Source organism: Chloroflexota bacterium, from assembly GCA_026389585.1.
Taxonomy (GTDB): Bacteria; Chloroflexota; Dehalococcoidia; order UBA2247; family RBG-13-53-26; genus JAPLHP01.
The window spans coordinates 1-22,280 of record JAPLHP010000084.1 but is presented as its reverse complement, the minus strand read 5'-3'; the positions used below and the strand labels follow the sequence as shown (position 1 = coordinate 22,280).

19 protein-coding genes are annotated in these 22,280 nt (G+C 50.3%); 6 read left to right on the top strand and 13 right to left on the bottom strand.

The window, feature by feature from the left end; all coding sequences use genetic code 11:
• Both NTZ04_07755 and NTZ04_07750 read right to left on the bottom strand, forming a co-directional pair.
• Complete coding sequence (locus tag NTZ04_07755; protein ID MCX5992198.1) at positions 1 to 2,418, bottom strand: AAA family ATPase; 2,418 nt, start codon at positions 2,416 to 2,418, stop codon at positions 1 to 3.
• Between the two features lie 171 nt (positions 2,419 to 2,589).
• Positions 2,590 to 3,396, bottom strand: a complete 807-nt coding sequence (locus tag NTZ04_07750) for a hypothetical protein (protein MCX5992197.1) — start codon at positions 3,394 to 3,396, stop codon at positions 2,590 to 2,592.
• Positions 3,397 to 3,599: 203 nt separating this feature from the next.
• On the opposite strand from NTZ04_07750, the gene NTZ04_07745 reads away from it, so the two are divergent.
• The 6 genes from NTZ04_07745 to NTZ04_07720 all read left to right on the top strand — a co-directional run bounded on the left by NTZ04_07745 (position 3,600) and on the right by NTZ04_07720 (position 9,859).
• Positions 3,600 to 4,634, top strand: a complete 1,035-nt coding sequence (locus NTZ04_07745) for an AAA family ATPase (protein ID MCX5992196.1) — start codon at positions 3,600 to 3,602, stop codon at positions 4,632 to 4,634.
• 2 nt (positions 4,635 to 4,636) lie between these two features.
• Positions 4,637 to 5,398, top strand: a complete 762-nt coding sequence (locus NTZ04_07740) for an AAA family ATPase (GenBank protein MCX5992195.1) — start codon at positions 4,637 to 4,639, stop codon at positions 5,396 to 5,398.
• 351 nt (positions 5,399 to 5,749) lie between these two features.
• Complete coding sequence (locus NTZ04_07735; GenBank protein MCX5992194.1) at positions 5,750 to 7,627, top strand: VWA domain-containing protein; 1,878 nt, start codon at positions 5,750 to 5,752, stop codon at positions 7,625 to 7,627.
• Between the two features lie 117 nt (positions 7,628 to 7,744).
• Positions 7,745 to 8,968, top strand: coding sequence for a hypothetical protein (locus NTZ04_07730; GenBank protein MCX5992193.1), 1,224 nt, complete (start codon positions 7,745 to 7,747; stop codon positions 8,966 to 8,968).
• Entirely contained in the window at positions 8,968 to 9,369 is a 402-nt protein-coding gene (locus NTZ04_07725) for a formylmethanofuran dehydrogenase (protein MCX5992192.1), read from the top strand. The genes NTZ04_07730 and NTZ04_07725 overlap by 1 nt, the downstream gene beginning before the upstream one ends.
• The gene (locus tag NTZ04_07720) at positions 9,362 to 9,859 is read left to right on the top strand and encodes a hypothetical protein (protein ID MCX5992191.1); all 498 of its coding nucleotides are present in this window, start codon (positions 9,362 to 9,364) and stop codon (positions 9,857 to 9,859) included. The genes NTZ04_07725 and NTZ04_07720 overlap by 8 nt, the downstream gene beginning before the upstream one ends.
• Here the strand turns inward: NTZ04_07720 and NTZ04_07715 are convergent.
• The 11 genes from NTZ04_07715 to NTZ04_07665 all read right to left on the bottom strand — a co-directional run.
• On the bottom strand, positions 9,856 to 12,342 hold the full coding sequence (locus tag NTZ04_07715; protein ID MCX5992190.1) for a hypothetical protein: 2,487 nt from the start codon (positions 12,340 to 12,342) through the stop codon (positions 9,856 to 9,858). The genes NTZ04_07720 and NTZ04_07715 overlap by 4 nt on opposite strands.
• Positions 12,343 to 12,383: 41 nt before the next feature.
• Complete coding sequence (locus NTZ04_07710; protein MCX5992189.1) at positions 12,384 to 12,602, bottom strand: hypothetical protein; 219 nt, start codon at positions 12,600 to 12,602, stop codon at positions 12,384 to 12,386.
• A 21-nt stretch (positions 12,603 to 12,623) separates the two neighbouring features.
• Complete coding sequence (locus tag NTZ04_07705) at positions 12,624 to 13,991, bottom strand: acetyl-CoA decarbonylase/synthase complex subunit beta (GenBank protein ID MCX5992188.1); 1,368 nt, start codon at positions 13,989 to 13,991, stop codon at positions 12,624 to 12,626.
• A 126-nt stretch (positions 13,992 to 14,117) separates the two neighbouring features.
• On the bottom strand, positions 14,118 to 16,625 hold the full coding sequence (locus NTZ04_07700) for a hypothetical protein (GenBank protein MCX5992187.1): 2,508 nt from the start codon (positions 16,623 to 16,625) through the stop codon (positions 14,118 to 14,120).
• A 276-nt stretch (positions 16,626 to 16,901) separates the two neighbouring features.
• Positions 16,902 to 17,117 (bottom strand): hypothetical protein, encoded by a 216-nt coding sequence (locus NTZ04_07695; protein MCX5992186.1) that lies wholly within the window; start codon positions 17,115 to 17,117, stop codon positions 16,902 to 16,904.
• Between the two features lie 16 nt (positions 17,118 to 17,133).
• Positions 17,134 to 18,498 (bottom strand): acetyl-CoA decarbonylase/synthase complex subunit beta, encoded by a 1,365-nt coding sequence (locus NTZ04_07690; GenBank protein ID MCX5992185.1) that lies wholly within the window; start codon positions 18,496 to 18,498, stop codon positions 17,134 to 17,136.
• A 170-nt stretch (positions 18,499 to 18,668) separates the two neighbouring features.
• Entirely contained in the window at positions 18,669 to 19,589 is a 921-nt protein-coding gene (locus tag NTZ04_07685) for an SDR family NAD(P)-dependent oxidoreductase (GenBank protein ID MCX5992184.1), read from the bottom strand.
• Positions 19,590 to 19,643: 54 nt separating this feature from the next.
• A complete protein-coding gene (locus tag NTZ04_07680) occupies positions 19,644 to 20,213 on the bottom strand; it encodes a hypothetical protein (protein MCX5992183.1) in 570 nt (189 codons plus the stop codon).
• A 9-nt stretch (positions 20,214 to 20,222) separates the two neighbouring features.
• Entirely contained in the window at positions 20,223 to 20,693 is a 471-nt protein-coding gene (locus tag NTZ04_07675) for a hypothetical protein (GenBank protein MCX5992182.1), read from the bottom strand.
• Positions 20,694 to 21,192: 499 nt separating this feature from the next.
• Positions 21,193 to 21,609: a cobalamin-dependent protein gene (locus NTZ04_07670; protein ID MCX5992181.1), complete on the bottom strand. Its 417-nt coding sequence runs from the start codon at positions 21,607 to 21,609 to the stop codon at positions 21,193 to 21,195.
• Positions 21,610 to 21,625: 16 nt separating this feature from the next.
• On the bottom strand, positions 21,626 to 22,280 hold a 655-nt coding region (locus NTZ04_07665), incomplete at its 5' end, for a methylmalonyl-CoA mutase family protein (GenBank protein MCX5992180.1).

The following is a 22,280-nucleotide window of genomic DNA, read 5'->3' as shown; positions in this document are numbered from 1 at the left end:
TCAAACACTTTTCTTCGTAATCGTCAGCCCATCCGGCACAGAGTCAACCAAGACAACATCCCCCTCTACAAATTCACCATCCAGGATTCTTTTAGAAAGCGGATTTTCTACATGATGCTGAATTGCCCGCCGCAATGGTCTTGCACCATAGACAGGGTCATAGCCCTCCTTAATAAGCCACGCCTTGGCGGACTCACTCAACTCGACTGTTATCCTGTGCTCAGAAAGCCGTTTCTGCACTTCCTTTAGCAGCAGCTCAATGATTTGCTGAAGATGCTGCTCAGTCAGTGAATCAAAGATAATTATTTCGTCTATCCTGTTAAGGAGTTCAGGCCGGAATGTCTGCTTCAGAGCAGTGCTGATTGTCTGCCGTAACCGTTCCTGATCAAGCTCTTTCTCCAGACGAAAGCCAATCCTCTGACGCTGTATTTCTTGTGTGCCCAAGTTGCTGGTCATTATGACTACAACATTCTTGAAATCCACAACTCGGCCATGTCCATCAGTCAATCGCCCGTCCTCCAGAATCTGCAACATTATATTGAATACGTCTGGGTGAGCTTTTTCAATCTCATCAAAAAGAATAACCCTGAAGGGACGACGACGTACCAATTCAGTGAGTTGTCCTCCCTCATCATACCCAACGTACCCCGGTGGGGCACCAATAAGCCTCGAGACAGCATGTTTCTCCATGTACTCTGACATATCCAGGCGCACCAAAGCATTTTCATCATCGAATAGAAACTCTGCTAAAGCACGGGCCAATTCTGTCTTACCCACCCCTGTAGGGCCGAGAAAGATAAAGCTGCCAATAGGCCTCTTCGGATCTTTTAGTCCGGCTCTAGCCCGCCGAATGGCTCCCGAAACAGCTGCCACAGCTCTTTCCTGATTGATGATCCTCTTATGGAGATCTTCCTCCATATGGACCAGCTTCTTTGACTCACTCTCCAGCATGCGAGAAAGCGGTATTCCAGTCCATTTAGAAACGAGTTCAGCAATGTCATTTTCATCCACGACACGGTCAATCTTCCTGCTCTGGAGCCATGCATTCCTGGCCTCTTTGTACTCTTCATCGAGTCGCAACATTTGTGACTTAAGCTCAGCAGCACGCTGATAGTCCCGCCGTTGCGATGCCGCCTCTTCCTCGTTGGTCAAATGCTTGAGTTCCTGCTCCAGTTTCTTTACCGGTGGTGGCGCACTCTCCAAGTCAATGCGAAGTTTGCTGGCTGCCTCATCGATAAGGTCAATGGCTTTGTCAGGCAAGAACCGATCAGTGATATACCTGTGCGATAACTTGGCAGCAGCGCTAAGGGCTGAATCAGCGATCTCAATCTTGTGATGCGCCTCATATCTGGGTCGAAGCCCCCGAAGCATCTCTACCGTAGCCTCAACACTGGGTTGTTCGATAAATACAGGCTGAAGCCTCCTCTCCAAAGCCTTGTCCTTTTCAATATACTCCCGATACTCATTCAGGGTAGTGGCCCCTATACACCGAAGCTCCCCTCTGGCAAGCGCCGGTTTGAGTATGTTACTGGCATCTATAGCCCCCTCAGCCGCTCCAGCCCCAACCACAGTGTGAAATTCGTCAATGAAAAGGATAATCTCTCCGTTGGATTGGCGTACTTCGTCAATCACAGCTTTAAGCCTGTCTTCAAACTCGCCTCTAAACTTGCTGCCAGCCACCAGAGAGGTCATATCCAAGGCAATCATCCTCTTGTTCTTCAATGAATCAGGAACATCCTCAGCAACAATCTTCTGAGCCAGACCTTCAGCGATAGCAGTCTTACCTACTCCAGCTTCACCAATGATTATGGGGTTATTCTTAGTGCGCCGAGATAGGATCTGCATTACCCGGCGAATCTCGTCATCCCTGCCGATTACGGGGTCTATCTTGCTCTGTCTCGCCAGCTCCGTCAGATCACGTCCGTATTTCTCCAGGCTACGGTACTTGCTCTCAGCTCTCCTATCAGTAACCCTGTGGCTTCCCCGCACATTACGCAGAGCCCGATAAATACCCTCTTGATCCACACCAGCCGACCTGAGAATACGCGCTGCTTCTCCATTTGGCTCCATGGCTATAGCAATAAGAAGATGCTCAATGCCGACGAATTCATCCTTCAGCCTGTCTGCCTCAGCCGCAGCGGACTCCAGAAGACGAGCGATGCGCGGGGTTTTATAGATTTGAGCACTTTCATAAGTGACCTTTGGTGCCTTCTCCAAAACCAATTCTACCTGCTGCTTCACTACCCCGTCAGCCACCCCAAGCTCCTTCATTATCTTGGCTGTCAGGCTGTCCTCTTGCTCCAATAGGGCTAACAACACATGCTCAACATCCCACTGGCTGTGTCGATAGCGCCTGACAAGCTCCTGTGAAACATCTAGCGCCTGTTGGGCTTGCTCCGTCAACCTCTCTGGTTTCATAGATGTCATGCTTCTGAGAATACTCCTTAGATTATTTTAGGAAAGAAATATAACATCCCGTTTCCGTCTGGTTTTGCTGCAGGGGGCAAAGCAACAAAAGTCAATAACTGTTGCTACCGATCCCTGACAGGCTCCCACTTCATTTTATCACAGGTCATACTGCCTTTGTCCCTAACCATCCGATGGAGACTCAAGACCAGCCGCCTTCTTCTTAGATCTGCCCAGAACATAGCGGCTACGAACCAGAGACCACTTAGGTCCCGTAGTCATGAAGTATTTCTTGAGATCTCTTGGGGAAGGGTGAATAGTAAAAGCATAGAGCAGATTGGGATTCCAATTATCAACAGCATAGATCCCGATCCGATTTATTGCCAGGAACTCCTGGTTTCTCAACATCCAGCGCTCCTGACTTAGAAGCGGAACCCCCAGAGAATCCTGAAAGGCTGGGACTATCAGGCCATACTCATTATCAACGCCATGCCTCTGCCTTAGTTCTACTAATATCTTCGCCTTTTCAAGGAGTGACTCGTCACACCGTACTGCCAGACTAACAAAGAACCCCTGCTCCTGCCGCTCAAAATACAAATCAACATCGTTGCGCTCACCAAGTCGGTACCCCTTATCCTGCAGCAGGTGACTGATCGCTTCTTTCAAATAGGACTTCACCTCATCATCACTCTCAAATTCCTCTTTCGAGCGCAGGGGCAGCAGGTCTGTCAGGGGTGGCTGCTGAATCTCTGCTGTTTCAGTCTTCCTTTTACCCTCTACCTTTACCCCTCCTTCACAGTGAAACAGATCGGTAACTTCCTCCCCATTATCATTTATGAACTCTACCCTCAAGAGTAGCCCCACTCCACCCGGGACTTTCCTTCTCTCAAGAACCTGCAGATCCTTTACCAAAAAGTGGGTGGGCAACGGCAGCTTAATATCTACTCCCTTTTCAGCAAAAGTACTGTTGACTTCACCTACCGTCAACATCTTAGCGGGGACCCCATTTGTTCGTGCCACGAGGCCATTATAGCAATCACTATCCACATGGTCAAAGCGTCAAAGCACCAATATTCAGTTCATCCACCAACCCAGAAAAGCCTCCTGATACTCAGCAACCACCCCCACCAAGCAATCACTCCTGATTGGTTCAGATTAAGATTGTATAGTATACTTCTTAACCAGGAGGAGTGATGATTGAGGGACTAAGAGAAGCGATCCTGAAATCTGTGGCTGATGGGAATGACATGCTTTCAGTCATTGTGGGCCAGGATGATGCCAAGAAGAGGATACTTGCGTCATTGCTGGCTGGCCATCACATGCTGATTGAGGGACCGCCTGGAGTTGGCAAGACTACTCTCGCCAAGCATATAGCAGCAGCTTTGCCTCCCATAAAGGTGGTGAAGGGTTGCCCTTACCATTGCCACCCGGAACAGCCTGTCTGCCCACAGTGCAAGGCAAAAGCTTCCACTGGTGAGAAACTGGAGTCCACTATGATTCCTGGTGAGCAAAGGTTCGTCAGGTTGCAGGGTTCTCCTGACCTTACTGCTGAGGACCTTTTGGGAGATATCGATCCAACCCAGGCTTTCAAGTATGGTCCTCAGGACTATCGGGCATTCTTGCCAGGGAAATTGCTCAAGGGCAATCGAGGGATCGTTTTCTTCGATGAACTTAACAGGGTTACAGAGAAACTTCAAAATGCTCTATTAGAGGTTCTTGAAGAGGGCATCGCGACGATAGGGCCTTACGACGTAGACTACCCGGCTGATTTTGTGATGATAGCTACTATGAACCCAAGAGAACGGGCTGGGGTCGAGGAGCTTTCCGATGTCCTTCTCGACAGATTTGATGTGGTCAAGATGGGCTATCCTGAATCTCTGGAAAAAGAGAAGGAGATAGTAGTCCGATATGGGCTCAGGATTGATAATGTAAAAGTGCCGGATGAAGTACTTGATGCCGTGGTTACCCTGGTACGAGCTACACGTGAAGAGCCTTGGTCAAAGGAGATGGATCAAGCCGCTAGTGTAAGGGCTACACTTTCGCTTTATGAGAAGGTACAGGCTGTGGCAAAGCTGGAAAACCGATCTGAAGCAAATATAGATGATATACGGGATATGGCCTCTTCCTCTCTTGGTAGTAGAATCAAGCCATCGCCTGAGTCTAAGTTCTACGATGACCCACTGAATCTGATCAATGAACTGGTGAATAGCGTTCTGGAAGGAAAGTAGTCATGAGCAGAGGACTTGCTATTGCAGTCTCCGGAAAGGGCGGAGTAGGGAAGACCTTTGTGTCAGGCATGCTGGTAAAGAAGCTATCCGAGCACGGTAGCGTACTGGCAATTGATGCCGACCCGGATTCCAACCTCCCCCAGGCCCTTGGTGTAACAGTGACCAAGAACGTGGGAGAGAGCCGGGAGGCAATTATCAATGCACCAGCTCGTAGCAAGGTGACAAGTTCCAAACAAGAACACCTGGAGCTGGCCCTCCATGAAGCTATCGAGGAGTTCCCTCAATTCGACATACTGGTAATGGGGCGTTCGGAAGGTGAGGGATGCTACTGCGCCGTCAACCACGTCGTCCGACAGGTAATAGACACTAGAGCAAGGGGTTATGATTTCACTGTAATCGACTGTCACGCAGGGCTGGAGCACCTTAGTCGGCGCACTACCCGGGATGTTGACATCATGCTGGTGGTTACTGATCCTACAAAAAATGCCATTCAAACTGCTAAGAGAATTGTGGAGATATCAAGAGAGCTCAATATCGAGTTTGGCGCCATCCTGATAGTGGCCAACAGGGTGACGGAGGAAAACAGGTCTCGCGTAGACGAACTGGCCAAGGAAAACGGGCTTGAGATAGCAGCCTATGTTCCCTTTGAACCGCTGGTCGCACAGTTTGATGGCCAGGGCAAACCTGTGACCGAGATCCCAAAAGACTCTCCAGCATCCATTGCGATAGATGAAATCTGCAAGAAGATCCTGGGCTACAGTTGAAGTCGGACGATATACAAATTGCTTCTGGAAGAAATCCTTACCACCTTAGACAGAATAGGCACTGACCAGTTTAGCCGGTCAGTCTTTGATGATCTTCAAATAGAAGATGCGAAGAAACTGGCCTTGTTAAGCAGCCTCTGCAGTGCACACCACCTGCTTATTCTTGGCCCCCCCGGAAGTGGTAAAACAAGCTTAGCCAACAGTCTATCTGTTATTCTGAATGATATTGAGGTAGTAGAGGGCTGCCCCCTACATTGTTTTCCCCAAAATGATCCCTGCCCCTGGTGTATAGACAGGAAAAAGCGAGGTGAAATACTTCACAGCACCATCCTCCCTGCGGCTAGAAGATTGGTGAAGATACAAGGAAGCGGAGGGTTAACGGTTGAAGATCTGATCGGAGACCTTGATCCGGAAATAGCCTTCAAGGAAGGTATTTGCTCTCCTCGTGCTTTCCTGCCCGGAAAACTGTTGCGGGCTAATCGAGGCATATTGCTGATTGATTTCATCGATAGAATCCCTGAGCGAGTGCTCAATGCAGTTATGTATGCGCTCCAAGATGGAACAATAACCATTGGCGTGTTGGAACAAAAGATCAAACTGGATACCCTGGTAGTAGCCACTGGCGGAGAGGGAGCACTAAAGTCATTACCACTGGACTTGCTAGACAACTTTGATGTTATCCACCTTGACTACGTTGACGATCTTGATAAGCAAAAGAGGATTGTTCTTACCCACATCGGCCGTGATATAGAAACCTTAGCCGAGCCAGTTCTTGAGCAGGCAATTCGCATAGTCAACGAGACAAGAAGACACAGCGAGGTAGAAAGGGGGGTAGGAACGCGCGGCATGATTAGAAATGCTGAGCTTCTATCCCACTTCCCTGAATTGGAGGAATACGAGGACGCCGATAGAAGACTTTCTGTCGCAGCAGCAGTCTCGCTGCCCCACCGCCTTAAACTGGCCCCGGAGGTCGATCTGCCCGGGAAGAGAGAGCGAATTGTTGAGGAAGTTGTCGAGAAGGTAACCGGCAAACATGAAGCCAGGGAACAGCTGGCTACCCTGACCAAAGATGATGTTCTGGCCCTGATCGAGGAGATCGTCCGGGAAGATAAGTTCAGGAAACCTCTGAAATATGGCTCCTTTGATCTACTGCTAAGGAGAATCAAACGATTCCCTGACTCCAAGCTGGCCCAGCTATACAGAGAGATTGCCTGTCGCTTGCCAGAGCTCTACCCGGAACGATACAAAGCCGATAATCTCGATGATGAGTTGCTTAAGGAAGTTGAAGAATACAGAAAAGAGAAGGAAATAATAGCCAAGATTATAGAACAGCAAGCGCTGGCCAAAACCCTTGAATTTCTGGAGAAGGAAGATATCCTGGAACGCACCAGCAGCGGCTGGATGCTCAGCCAGCGTGGCATTAACATGCTATTGGAGAAGTTGACACCGCGGTTGGACGAGGGAGCTTATCTATATGGATATGGGAAGCACAGCTCGGGTAAGAAGTTGAGCCTGGGCGAGGGCAGAGTGGTGGGGATGCGCCACTATCGCTTCGGGGACAAATACCGCGACATATCCTTCAGAAATACCATGAGAGAGGCAATCCGCCACCGAAGACAATACATCACCAGAGAGGATATTATCGTCAATATCAAAGACATCCGTACTAGAATGGATATTGTCTTGGTGATCGATGTCTCTGGCACTATGTTGCAGATCGAGAAATTTTGGTTCGCCAAGCAAAGCGCGATGGCTCTTTCTCTGGCCGCGACTGCCTATAAAGACAGGGTGGCAGTGGTCTCATTCTCCAACCTGGCTGATATTGTCGTCAATCTAACCGCCAGCCCTCACAGAGTGACTCGCCGGGTAATTGAACTCGAGCTACATGAGAACGCTTTTACCAACATCGGCTACGGTTTGATGAAGGCCTGTGAATTGCTGGAACATCACCCCAAGGGAAGAGCAAAACAGCATATTATCCTCATATCTGATGGCGATGCAACAGCACCCCATCCATCCCCACAGAAGTACGCCCTCAGGCAAGCCGCCAGGGTAGCTCGCCGAGGTATTACAATTTCCTGCGTCTGTATCAACCAGCGATCCGCCGATCCAGAGTTGATGAGAAGGATTGCTAAAGTAGGGAAGGGGAGAATCTACCTCGTCGGACCTGAGGAACTGCCCGCCACCCTGGTCGAAGAGGCAGCAGTAGCTCGCACTTCGTATTCATAAAGCTCACCAAGTGAGTATCTCATTGGACAGGTCATTCAATCTGCAACTTATAGTGAAGGTTCGAAACAAATCATCAGGCCTACAGGTGATATCCGCAATGTTGAGTGAGGTCTTCAATTGAGCTCTCAGAGCTTGGTCTGCACCGCATGCGGTTGTCTATGCGACGATATCCGGGTTGAGATCGACGGTGCCAATCTGGGCCGTATCGAGAACGCCTGTGCCAAGGGGGCGGCCTATCTTCGTTCCAGCTTTGATCCACAGCGTCGGGCAGAAGCCCTCATTAGAGGCCAAAGGCGCTCTTTGGGAGAAGCCATTCAAGAGGCAGTGCACCTCTTTTCCAAGGCAAAGAATCTCCTCGTCTTTGGTCTTGATAATTCGACTTTAGAATCACAGGCGGTTGCCATCGAGCTGGCAAAAAGGCTTGGTGGAACGATCGATGACGCCTCATCCTTTTCATACGGTGCCATGATGCATAAAATCCTTACCGAGGATCTGCCAACATGCTCTCTCTCCGAAGTAAAAGATAAGGCAGACCTGCTAATCTACTGGGGTGCCAATCCTCCCCACACCCACCCGAGGCACCTTTCGAAGTACACTTACTATGCTTATGCTGATTACAATCCCGCCGGATGGTTTCCCAAGGTAACACTAAGCTGCGTCGAGGTTAGACAGACGGAGTTGAGCGCAATGTGTAAGCCGTCCTTCAGAATCAGGCCTGGACAAGATAAGGAATTCATCAATGCCATACTCGATGAGGGACAGGATGGACATGATGAAGCCAGAAAATTCAGAGAGATGGTGGTAAAGTCTCGCTTTTGCGCGATCTTCTGCGGTCTCGGCCTGATCTACTCTCTTGACAATGATCTCATCTCATTCAGCGAGATGGCACATACATTCAGTCAGTCGACTAGGATTGCTGTAATTCCCATGATAGCAGCAGCCAACATGAGAGGATTCCATCAATCGCTTTACAAACAGACGGGATATGTTAATAGCATAAGCTTCGCCGGCGGCATTTCTCACGGAAGTGAGTTCTCCTTATTGGAACAAATAAGAAACCGTGTCCCCGAATGTGTGCTAATAGTGGGTTCAGATCCGTTTTCAGCCCTGCCTCAGTCCATAATAAAGAATCTGCAGGGCATAAACGTCATCTGTCTGGATCACTTCCGTACACCCACCACGATCTCCGCTGATGTGGTCATACCAACAGCACTGCCCGGTGTAGAATACGGCGGCTCAATGATAAGAATGGATGGGGATGAAGTAGCATTAGCCGGCCCAAAGAAGATAGATAATCCTACTGAGGAAGAAGTCCTGAAACAACTGGCAGGGAGCATTTGATGGATTCATCTAACCAAGGTATTAGTCTGACCATCGTGACCTATGACGACATCCACCAAGCGATTGCCAGGCAGAGAGATGGATTGGGCGATGAATATCAGACCAAGTCTGCCGTGGTGCACCTATCCGCGACTGATCTGAAAAAGCTGGGGCTTAAGAATGGCGCCCCTATCGAGCTCAAAGGCAAATCAGGCTCCGTGGTGGTGACAGTAAAATCAGAAACCGCTATCGAAGAAGGCATAGGCCATATGCCGTCCAGCCTATATTCTAACTACCTGGGAAGCTACGATCCATCGGTATCGCAACTGCCAAACCTTAAGATGATAGATGTGACAGCCATGCCGACCGAAAAGAATATTACCCCGACCTCAGACCTCCTGGTCAGGAGGAAAGTTGCCTAAGAAAGATCTTCAACCGCTCCAGATATACAGGCTATTGCCACGTACCAATTGTAAGCTCTGTGGTTCTCCCACGTGTTATGCCTTTGCCTTCGACCTCATAAGCAGGAATAAGAAGCCGACTGACTGCCCTCTCCTTCTCAAGGAAGAATTCCGTGATTCATACAATATGCTGAAGGAGATGTTGGGGGAAGGAGAGCGCATCAAAGGGACAGATCACGTCATTGATAGGTCGAGATGCACCGGTTGCGGTGATTGCGTCGCCGTCTGCAATAGAGCACTTACCACTATCACTTCCGGCGGCAGGCTCTCTCAGCGCGCTCCCGTACCACCAGTCATTAAGGTAATAGACGGCAATCTTAACGTAGTAGAATGGTCAAGCTGTAAACGCGCAGTACCGGGCCTTGATATCTGTAACCTATGTCCTGAAAAATGCCCCTTCAGCGCACTTGACCTCGTAAAATCAGAGAAAACTGAGGACGAGGAAGACTAACTGCCCTTTTCTCTATCTTTCACACTCTTTGGCAACAGCCTCTTCAGTCTGCAGTGGTATCTTCCCAGCTCCATACCGTAGCTGGTATTGAATTCCGACAGGGTTAACAGTTTCCCATCACGATTCCTGGCCTTGGTAATCTTCAATCCATCGCCTTCCCAACCATATTCATCCCGAAGCAGCTTAACCAATCTGATCCTGTGTCTCGTCGGGATATCCAAATAGGACCTCACCAACAAGTTCCAATCATCGGGAAGTTGGCCATAGAACAGCCGATACAACTCAATAAGCAGGTCAAGACGAGCAGCCCGACCCTCCCTCATCTCAGATGTACTGAAGAAAGTGTGGGGCATCATGGTCAGCGCTTCCTCTTTGGTTTCCACGGGGATAATAAAATGCTCCGGAATAGGTTCGGTTTCTCTCTTACTACCATTGTCTCCATGATAGACCCACCATTTGCTCCGATCATACCTATTGCCAGGCAAATAGCGACCCCAAGTCCAACCTGAAGCCGGACCCACTACAACCCTTATCCCAAGACGGGCATATGCTGCTGCTGCTGCATACATCCTGTCAGGCAGAGCACCCCATACAAGCAACGTGAAGGTAGAATAAAGTGACCCTTCGCCTACCTCTGGTATGCCCCCATAGAGAGGAATGCCTCCGGCAGCACGCGAGTACATATACATGTTATTCGCCAGGGCAACTGCGGTGCAGCCACCGCAGTTGATGAGAGATCGTGGCTCAATAGAAGCCAGGTACTGCTCAAAAATATACTTGCCCTTCCTTTCGTTGTGGTTGCGGGCAATCTCAGCACCAGCACATCCAGCCACGAAGACAATGCAGTTTCGTCTGGTTAATTCTTGAGCCAGCCATCCGATATCATCGCGGTGAGCATCACCACAACCCGCTATCACCACGATACCGGGAGCATTACCCCAGACCATGGAAAAAGCCGACTGCAGTATCTCAGTGAGGGGGAGAGGACCTCTTCCCGCTCTCATAATGAATTTGTCCTTGCTCGCTTGTTTCCTTTCAGTCGCTACTATTATGTCCCGCAGCCTCACTTCAGCCGGGCAAGCCTCTTCACACTTTCCACAGAAATAGCACCCTCCCTCCACCTCTGAGAAACCATCCCAGTTACCGCCGCGTAACAGTCTGACCGCCTTTGATAATGGCAAGCTATTGGGGCAAGCGATAGAGCAAAGATCACAATCATCCTTACACTTCTTAGCCTGCTCAACTGCCAACTCATCATTTAGAATAAATTTCCGTGTTCCCTTCACTTGCTGGACTACCTTGACTGCTACCTGGCCAGCCTTCTCAACATCTCTAATCCAAACTGCCTCTTCACCATCAACCAGGGCACTCACTATCTTATCCAGAGGTTCATCAGTCTTATCAACCAGATCGCCAACTCCCTGCGCTCCTACCCATATGAACTTGCTCTTCACCCTTGCCGCTTCAGATAGTAGATCCAAAGGAATACATCCGTTCGCAGCTACAACCACATCGAAGACGCCATTTCTGATAGCTTTGCCCGCCTTCACCATCGGAGCAATTATGCGGCACTTGTCATAGAAGCGCACCACGTCATCACCTGCAGGGCCAACACCGCATATCTCGACTTTGTCCAACAATTCATTCTGCTTGAGATACTCTATGGCACACCATGCCGGCAGAAAATCATCGCCGACAAAGGCGATTACCGGCTTTCCTTCCTGTATGGACGACCATCCTCCAACCACGTTGGCCGGCGGGAAATTCTCCAGTTCATCAATCTTATGGTTAGCGGCTGACGTAAAGCCGAAGCAAGCGACCTTAATCATCTCAGACACTCCCATAGCCAGAAGCAGAACAGAACCAGCGTGCATCACCATGCTTTCAAAATCCGCCACTGTTCCGGTGCCTGAATAGCTCGCAGACATCAGCTTAGCCAACTGCGCCTCTCCGTATGAGAGCACCCTGTTCAAGTCCTTGAGGGTTTTCACATAGATGCCGCTCAAAGTGCCTACAGGAGGACAGGCATCTGACATGGCCAAGAGCTCACCCATGCTGACAGCCTTGCTTTCATCCCATAACTTCAATGCATAGTTCAACAAATGACGAGTAGCTACCATCTGGCCCATACAGCCACGGCAGGCCTTGCGCAAACTCAGCCTGCCTTGAAACGAATCCATCCCTAATCCGCATTTGCCCTGGCTTGCCTTGAGACTGCAAGTACCTAACTCGCAATCAATGCACGTGCCTTGAAACTGGGTATATAGCGGCACATATCTTTCCAGCAGAGTGCGATCCCAATCCCCGATATCCGCCGCGTCGGGCAAGATACTCAACCACGCCCCAAATTGTGAATAGCGGCTCCCAACAAAGTCTTTCTCCAGTATCTCCGTGACTATATCCTCAATACCACGGGGATCACGCACCACTTCACTTATGTCAACTTTGTGAGGCCCTACATGGGCAATCCTCTTCTTCTCCATTACTTCTCTCCTCAGCAACCATCACCAGAAAAGGGTACCTCTTATCCGAGAAACTCCTTTTCCTTGAAGCACTTCTCGCAGACCTTTAGTTTCTGCACCCCTGACTTCATGGGGCTGGTGATCCGGCCCATCATTCTCTGGCCCGGTCTGGTGGAATCAATGCGAACCTCACGGGCACATTCGTCACACAAAGCGATGCCACATTCATGGCATGTCCACGGCGCTACCCTTTTTTGGCATAGATCACACATCTTTTCCATAAACATTCCCCCAATCTAAATTTAGTTATCCGGCCAGTCTTCACCGGGAAGCGGCAACTTTAATGGCTGGGGTTCGCCATTCTTCCAGAACATCTTTACTATTGGATGTCCTTTCTTGCGGAGCAACTCCTTGAGCTCCAGAGGATCGATAGTCTCTTCCTCGGTGACAATCTTGTCATAGACCTCCTCTGGAATCACATCCGCGATATCCCTCTTCAAATCCGCAGGCATCCAGACTACCCTGTTCCAACCGCCGTCTCCTCGCAGAAAGTTCTTACTCGCCATACCGGCAATCGACAATCCCTTGAACCCATGATTTTGAGCCCCACCGGAGATCATACCTGCCAAAGTGGAAAACTTGACACCGAGCGGTGTCATCTTAGTATAGCGCCGCATAGCCAGACCGATACCATCAGCATCTGGTATGTAGAAAGATGCTGCCTCAAAACACCCACAATTGGTAGTCGGATAGTTTATGCTGCTGTAGATGTTCACACGCTTTACCAGATGATTGCATTTCTCCCATATGGCCTGGTCGACTCCCGTGTAATGCCCTTTCTCCGCATCCAAGCATTCACCTTTAGGAATAGTAAAAACATACCCTTCCGGGTCTATTTCTGCTGTTACCCTAGCCGAATCATAGCCAATGATGCCGCAGTAAGGCAGCGCGCTTGGCGTAAGGACACAGGCATGATTTGGCGCCAGGGATTTGCAGATCGTGCAACCGTAGAAGGTATCTACGTCTTCGTCATCGTAGAGCTCCTTAGCACTTATGATCTTCAACTTCTCCTTCGCCCAGGTAACCAGCGGGTTTAGCATCTCAACACCACCGACTTCAGGAGCCCCTATGGCCCAGAAGAATGATATGGCATCTACCTGAGGGAGCAGCGTTCTCGCGGTGGCATAGCAAAACTGAGATATCTTGGCAAAGGTCAACCTGTTAGCCACGTCTTTGTTTATCCTTATCCACAGAGCATCTGGCGTTCCAAAGAGCATGAATCCTTCTATGCCTTGCAGCGCAGTTCCTATCTGTCTGGATACATAGCCCTGATGTGCTTGAGTCAATTGTTTACCATAGATCCTTATCGTAAACCCACCGGGTAATGAGGTACCTGGTGCCACTTCCGGAATGTCCGGGCCGATCAACTTGACTTCGCCATCCTTGACCTTCTCCGGATCTTCCTCAATGTAGAAGATGGAGAACATCTTATAGTCCCACTTAGGCCCACCCAACTCAATGTGCATGTCAGCTCTCTTCACCTCACTCAACCACCTTAGACCGAGCCCGACGTCATCCAGCCCGTCCCAAAGGTGATCCAGGTCGGTCGGCAACTGAAATATCCTTCCCGGTGGGAGTTTGGATACTGCTTCTTCCTCTGGAATAGCCATTTGTATACCCCTTTCGTGGAACCTATATTGACAAGCACAACACAGCCGGTTTCTATGTTCAGAAACCCCTATTCCCAACGTGCTATCGTGCCAGGGTACAGAACCTGGCGGGGGGTTCGTATTTACTTACGGCCGATTTTTAGACTTGCCTTCATCAGCCACACCCCTGAGACGCAGGGGTAACTGGGTGCGAAGCCTTGTGGTATATATCCCTTGCTCCATCCCATAGGTAGCTGCGAACTCAGACATGGTCATTAGCTTGCCATCTCTATTCTTTGCCCTCTTAACCTTCACACCTTCAGTCTCCCATCCATACTCGGATTCCAGGAGATTGACCATACGTCGTCTGTATCTCGGCGGCAGTTCGAAATCCGACCTCACAAAGAGAGGCCAATCCTCCGGCAGCTGCCGATAGAAGCGCTCAAAGTAGTCAATCATCACCTCCAGGTGAGTAGCCCGGCTCTCTCTGTAGTCCCTTACATTCAACACAGACCTTGCCAGCATAGTCAACGCTTCCTCTTTAGTTTCCACGGGCACAATGCAGTGTTCCTTTACTGGTTCAACCTCACGCCTCTTACCCGTCTCACCATGATAGACCCACCACTTGCTGCGATCATATCTATCACCAACCAGGTAGCGGTTCCATCCTGAGGATGAAGCAGGCCCTACAATGACCGTTGATCCAAGCCGGGCCCAGGCAGCCGCCACCGCATACATCCTGTCCGGCAATGCCCCCCACATGATCACAGACTGAGCACCACCAAGACTGATGGAATCTCCCAGCGGCGGTATATTGCCAAACAGAGGAATGCCACCAGAAGGCCGCAGCATGAGATACATCGGAACAGCATGGCAAATAGCGGAGCAACTGCCGCAATTCACAATATTTCTCGAGGCACAAGTGCCAGCATATTCTTGAAAGAGGTACTTCTTCTTCGCCTGGCTGAAAGATCGAGCCACTTCAGCTCCGGCACACCCTGCCACAAAGACCATGCAACCGCCGTTAAGCAACTCACTGGCTAGCCAGGCAATCTCCTCCTTCTTAGCATCGCCGCAACCAAAGATGGTCACCATAGCTGGTATGCTGCCCCAGCCTACTGCGAAAGCAGATTGCAGCAGCTCAGTTATGGATATCGGCCCCCTGCCTGGCCTCATTGTGAATTTATCGGTGCCGGCCTGCTTTCTTTCGGCAGCTACAATGACATCGCGCAGTTTAACCTTGCTGGGGCAGGCCTCATCACATTTGCCGCAGAAATTGCATCCCTTCTCCACCTCGAAGAAACCCTTCCAGTCACCATTACTCAATTCTCTGACTGCCCTGGACACAGGCAACCCATTAGGACAGACACTGGAACAAATATCACAATCCTGCTTGTGGCCCTTTGCCTGCTTCATTGCTTCATCGTCAGAGATAATGTAATTACCGCTTCTCTTTACCTTCTGTGCCAACTTCACCGCCACCTCACCAGCCTTCTCTACATCCCTGATCCAGACTGCCTTTTCTCCATGAAGTAAGGCCTCTACTATCTTGTCTGATGGCTCATCCGTGCTATCCACTAGATTGCTGATTCCATTGTGCCCAACCCATATAACCTTGCTATCAACACGCTCCGCCTGGGATAGAATGTCCAGGGGAATACAGCCTGGACTGACTACAACCACATCAAACAGGCCATTCCTGATCGCCTTTGGCGCCCTCACCATCGGGGCCACGATCCGGCACCTATCGTAGAATCTCACTATGTCATCACCGGCTGAACCCATGCCGCATATCTCAATTTTTTCCGTCACACCGTTCTGCTTCATATGATCGATGGCACACCATGCCGGCAGGAAGTCATCCCCAACAAAGGCTATAACAGGCTTTCCACTCTCCATGGATGCCCATCCACCACTTAAAGTAGCAGGAGGAAACTGTTCTATCCCATCCAGTGGCTGATTGGCAGCACTGATAAAGCCATAGCAGGAGATCTTCAGCATCTCAGCCACACCCATGGTGAGGAGCAAAACAGACCCGGCATGCAGCACCATGCTTTCAAAATTCACCGCAGTTCCAGTGCCCGAATAACTCGCCTGAAAGAGCTTGGCCAGCTGTTCCTCTCCATAAGAAAGCGCTCTGTTAAGATCCCCTAAAGTCTTTACGTGTATCCCGGATAATACGCTTATGGCAGGAGCATGATCCGAGATACCGAGAATCTCACCCATGCTGACAGGCGTATCCTCTGGCCAGCGTTTGAGAGCATAGTTCAGCAATTGTCGGCTGGCCACTAGTTGAGTCATACAACCCCGGCATGCTTTGCGCAAGCTTAACCTGCCCTGGAAAGCGTCCATATCCAGTCCGCACTTTCCCTGATCCTCTTTCAAGTTGCAGGGGCCCAGGCCACAGTCAGTGCAAACTCCCTTGGGCTGAGTGTATAACGGTGGATACCTGTTCAGCAGAGCATAATCCAGTTCCGCTATGTCTGCTGCATCGGGCAGCAGAGTTATCCGCCCTCCAAAATTACTATGGCGGCCCTCAACAAAGTCGTTCTCCATTATCTCGACAATTTCGTCTTCATGACCGCGCGGGTCACGCACGACTGTGCTGATATCGACCTCCAGAGATCCGACATGAGCAATTCTCTTATCTTTCACAGCTTTCTCCCTCCCAGATATCGCTTAATTGAGTCAGCAGAACAAACAATTGATGACCGATTCAGAACACACGTATCCTCTATTCACCTGGCAGATATTCCCGATATTCACTGCAGAGTGCGCCGAGATATTCTTCAATGTCGTATTTAAAATACCACTGAATTTCGTCTTTAAGAACCTTGAGAAAGTAAATACACCGGCAAATAAGCTTCCCGGCAATCTAGTGACTTGTTGTGAATTACAGGGTCACTAAAACAACAGCAAGAAGGAGCTACTCTACTCAACGAAGTCCACTTCCTTCATGCATTTCTCACATACTTTTTGCTTCTTCATTCCGGACTTCAAAGGGCTGGTTAATACACCCAGAACTCTCTGACCAGGGTTTTCTATGGCTACCTCTCGAACACACTCTGCACACAGAGGTGCGCCACACACACTACATGCAAACTCCGCTACCTTCTTCTGACAAACACCGCAGGTCTTCTCTCCCATAGTCCACCTCCAAAGGCTATTCGTCGGGCCAATTCGCTCCAGGTAATGGTACTTTCAGTGGCTGGGGTTCGCCATTCTTCCAATACTTCTCTACTATCGGGTGCTTCTTCTTCTTTAGAAACTCCTTCAGCTCGATAGGATCAACAGTATCCTCCTGAGTGGCAATCTTATCGTAGATTTCTTCGGGAATGTATTCCGCGACTTCCTTCTTCAAATCGGCGGGCATCCACACTATCCTGCTCCAACCCCCATCGCCCTTGAGAAAGGTCTTGCTTTGCATGGACCGCATGGATACGCCCTTATTTCCATGGTTCTGAGAGCCGCCTGAAATCATGCCAGCCAGACGCGAGAACTTTATGCCCAACGGAGTTACCCCAATGTACCGTCTTATAGCCAAGCCAAGTCCATCTACCTCAGGAATATAGAATGCCGCCCCTTCGAAGCAACCGCAGTTGGTAGTAGGATACTTTATGGCACTGAAGACATTCACACGCTTTATCTGATGATTAGACCTCTCGTAGACTGCCTCATCCACACCGGTGTAGCTGCCCTTTTCTTCATTTTTGCACTCGCCTTTGCGCATTCGGAAGATATAGCCCTCCGGATCAAGCTCCACCGTCACCTGTGCTCCATTATAGGAGAGGATGCCACAGTACGGTATCTGGCTCGGTGTAATGACGCACACGTGGTTGGGGGCCAGCGACTTGCAGATAGTGCAGCCATAGAAGATATCCACGTCACCATCTTCAAGAGAGACCGACAGTTCCTGCGCCTTCAGCCTCTGAATACCCAACCTGTAGAGTGGCTCAATCAGCTTGAGGCCACCAACTTCCTCCGATGCAATGATCCAGCGGAACTCCATCGCCTCCACCTGCGGGACAACGGTCTTGACGTAGGCATGTATGACCTGGCACAGCTTCGCAAAGGTGAGTCGGCCAACGATAGCCTTGCTGAAGCGCATCCAGGGGGCCTGGAATGAGCCAAAGGCCATATAGCCCTCTATGCCATGTAATGACATGGCCATTTGTCTTTCAATGTATTCCCGGTGTCTCTGGGTTATCCCCTGGCCATAGACCTTGATGTCCCATGCCATAGGGAAAGAGCTCCCAGGCGGGACTTCATGTATATCTGGGCCAACAAGGTTAACTATGCCATTCCTGACCTTCCCCGGTTCTTCTACGATCTCAAGGATGGTGTAACTCTTGTATTCCCACTTTGGCCCCGACAGCTCAATTTGCATGTCGACCTTTTTTACCTCAGCTACCCATCTTATACCCAACCCGATATCCCTCAACCCATCCCACAGATGATCAGGGTCGGTCGGCAACTGATACTCTCTTCCGGCTGGTATCTTTATCTCGGCACTTTCCGCAACACTCACATTGACCTCCTTCTACATAGCTCCATACATATCCCAGACTGTGCCACGCTTGAGAAGACCCTTAGACAAGCGCCTTCTCAAACAGGCCAGTTCCTCCAGACAACTGCATCTCGGCGCACCGTGCCTTAGACCACAGTGCGCCGAAGTTAAATCCACCTTGAGATCGAAAACTACATCATGACCAATGGTGTAGCCATCAAAGTCCCGGGGACTAACTTGATCAGCTCGTCCACTGTCCAGGCACCATCTTTCCTATGCTGCCTATGGAGGCCAGCAATCTCGAATGGTTTGGTATAGATAGCCACGCGACCACCGCTGACCCCGATAACCTTACCATTGATGATTTTTGCCTCTTCCGTGCAAAGGTAGGCCACTATTGGGGCCACAAACTCCGGCCCGGGCATGTTTATTGCATCCTCATACTGTTCCTTGTTCATCATGCCCGCTTCAAGAGCCCTGGTGAATCTCGCCTTCACCTCATCACTCATCGTCAGTCTGGTAGCTGCTATTGGAGCAATGGCATTCACAGTCACATTATACTTGCCCAACTCTCCCGCCATGGTGTAGGTGAGGCTTACAATGCCACCCTTGGCAGCACTGTAGTTGGGCTGCCCCGGGGCACCTCGCCAGGCATCAGAGGTAGTACTAACAATTCTCCCCCACTTCTGCTCCCTCATCATTTTGGAGGCATGGCGGCACATGTTGAACATGCCCTTCAGGTGAACCGCGATGACGGCATCCCACTCCTGTTCCGTCATGTTGAAGATCATGCGATCACGCAGAATACCGGCGCAGTTGACCAGAATGTCTATCCTGCCGAAGTTGTCCACGCATGTCTTGATGATCCGCTCTGCCGCAGCGAAATCGGTGACGTTATCATGATTGGCAACCGCTTGCCCACCAGCCTTCTTGATCTCATCTGCCACCTGCTGCGCCGGCGTCGCATCCGCGCCTTCTCCAGCCGCGCTGCCGCCGAGATCAGATACGACTACCTTGGCGCCATTCCTGGCCAATTCCAATGCCACTGCTCTTCCTATGCCCCGGCCTCCGCCCGTGACCACAGCATTCTTGCCTTCCAGATGTTTAGCCATTCTCACCTCCTCCTCAAGAGTATTTTTTGATTGATTTAGAAGGCCTTCTTCGGCCTAGTCTTCTTCCTCTTCTTCTGCCAGAAGCCTCTCTTTAATGAGGTGAGACGCTCTGATGGACATGTAGTCATCGAAACTCATCGTACTCATATAGAAGTGCTTCTGAAAGTCCCTGTCTGCCGGCGCTCCAATAACGCATATCGTTGTCTTATTGTCCGGATTGCAGAACCACACCACGAGTTTGCAGTCCTTCAGGCCAAAGTACCATCGCCCGCTCTCCTCTGTCAGCCATTCAATCAAGAGGTACTCATTTACGGGGGGGAGCACCAGGACACAATCAACATCACGGTTGGCAGCCTTTACGGCAGCCAGCTTGATAAGCGCCTCGACTGCCTGATCCAGATTGTCACGCACCATCCCAACAAGTTCAAAGGTACCACTGCTCGTCTTGCGCTTTGCTCGAAAATCAGGCTGAACAAGGCCAATGTACTTTGGAGGCTTCAGTTCGTATCCTGCTTGCCCCAGAAATCGCTCTGCCTCAGCGCGCACCTCCGACACACTGAACACGTAGTGCCGGAACTCACCGTCACTGACCCGCTCCTTCGGTATCGCAGCCTGATCGTTCATTTCGCGCTATTATTTCCCCAGTGCCTGGATCAAATCCGTCAGTTCCTTCTGCCACGCCTTGAAGCTGGTGGTATCAGGAAGAGAGTAAGTCGCCTCATCAACACACGTATTGCCCAGCACAACAGTCTCCACATCCTTGACCGCGGAGACCAGGTTGCTGGCAAGTGTCGGGCTATAGCCTATGAAGACCATGATTTCAGGTTTTCCATTCATGATAGGGTGCTTCCAGTCATAGCGCGTGAAATTCACCATTTCGATCGCCCATGCCTTTTTTGTATCGATGCCTCTTTGTCTCAAACCATTAACCGTATTCCCCGTAGCAGCAATGGGCGCATTTATCTTCTTGGATATCTCTGCTACATAATCCAATAAGCTCTTGCCCTCCAGATCTATTTGATCGCACAGGGCACCAGCCATGATCAGGACCCTTTTCCTGCTATGTAGATGTTTTGCCAACCACAATGGATCCTTTACGCTCATTCACTCCCTCCTCGATTATAGACCACAAGGATAAACTATGGATAAGCCTATCAACAGTAAGACATTCCGTCCGATACCACAGCTTGCACTGAAACCCGATAGTCTCAAAACCTTACCATCCCCACACATGATCACCTTTGGCAGGAATCAAAACATTCCCGGAATAGTATATAGAATCGCAGGTGCAGTCAGGTCGGAGAAAACTAGTTGAAGGATCAGATACCTGGACTCCAGCTATAGTCGAAACAAACTCGCTGTAATCAGACCCCAGTATGTGGCCTTGCTTTACAGCCGCAGTCGGCACCAATATTTCTTCCTCGCTAGTTACAAAAACTGAGTCCAGAGATTGAGTCTAGAAGCTGATTACAGTTTAAGTATAAGATAGGCTTGTTCTAAGTGTCAAACTTCAGGAAGTGAGATTGCTTAGCAACTTTGCTATAGATGTGGGAGTGAGCCCGCCATAGGGGCAGTTTGGATAACGCACTCCCGGTGGGCAATCCTACCTGGTAACCTTCCTCTTGCCCCGGGTAATGACTTGGCGGACCGAGGCCACTATATCGTCCAGAGGAGTGCCCGGGATGTATATCCCATCGATGCCCATCTTGTGGAGTGCATCAAAATCATCCTCGTAGATGATGCCACCCAATATGACGATCACATCATCCTTCTTCTTGGCCTTGAGTTCCTTCATGACCTCGGTGACCAGCTCCATATAGTTGGAGCAGAGTATGCTGAGGCCCACTATGTCAACGTCTTCCTGAAGAGCGGTCGCAGCGATCTCAGTCGGAGGCATGCTGCCACCGTATACCACTTCAAAGCCGGCGTCCTTGAAAGCCTGGCTGACGGAAATCAATCCGCGCCAGTGACCCTCCAGCCCCGGCTTGGCCATTAGAACTCTGACTTTCTTCTGAGTCATTGCTTCTTCTCCTTCCCTAGACACCGATCGGGTAGGTCCACTTGCCGTAGACCTTCATCACAGCCGCCCCCAACTCTCCAGGGGTAGCGTGTGCTTCCACCGCTTCATTGATAGCCGGGACAGAGTTGGCGTCGCTGCGGAGGACTTCGTCCAGCTTCTTCATGGCCTGGGCGTGCTTGGCTTTGTCCCTGGTCTCTCTGAGCTTCTTGATCCTTTGCTTGAGAAACTCGACGGAGGTACGATCTGACTTGAAGATGGGCACCTTGTAGGGCACCTTGTCCGGATCGAGGCGGAACTTGTTGACGCCCACAATGGTAAGTTCGCCGGACTTCAGTTTGTGGTCGTAGTCAATTATGGCCTGCTTGTACTCCCGGTGAATCCATCCATTGGTGATGGCCTTCAAAAGACCGCCCTGGTCTTCGATCTTCTTGATATACTCCCATGCCCTCTTCTCAATCTCATTGGTCAGGGACTCAACATAGTAGGAACCTCCGAGCGGGTCTATGGTATTGGTAACGCCGGACTCGAGCCCCACTATCTGCTCAGTCCGAATGGCCAGCAGCATGGCTTGTTCCGTCGGCAGGCACACCGCTTCATCGTAGCCGTTGGCGTGTATGGACTGGGCTCCGCCCAAGACAGCGGCCAGCGTCTGGTAGGCGATGCGGATGACA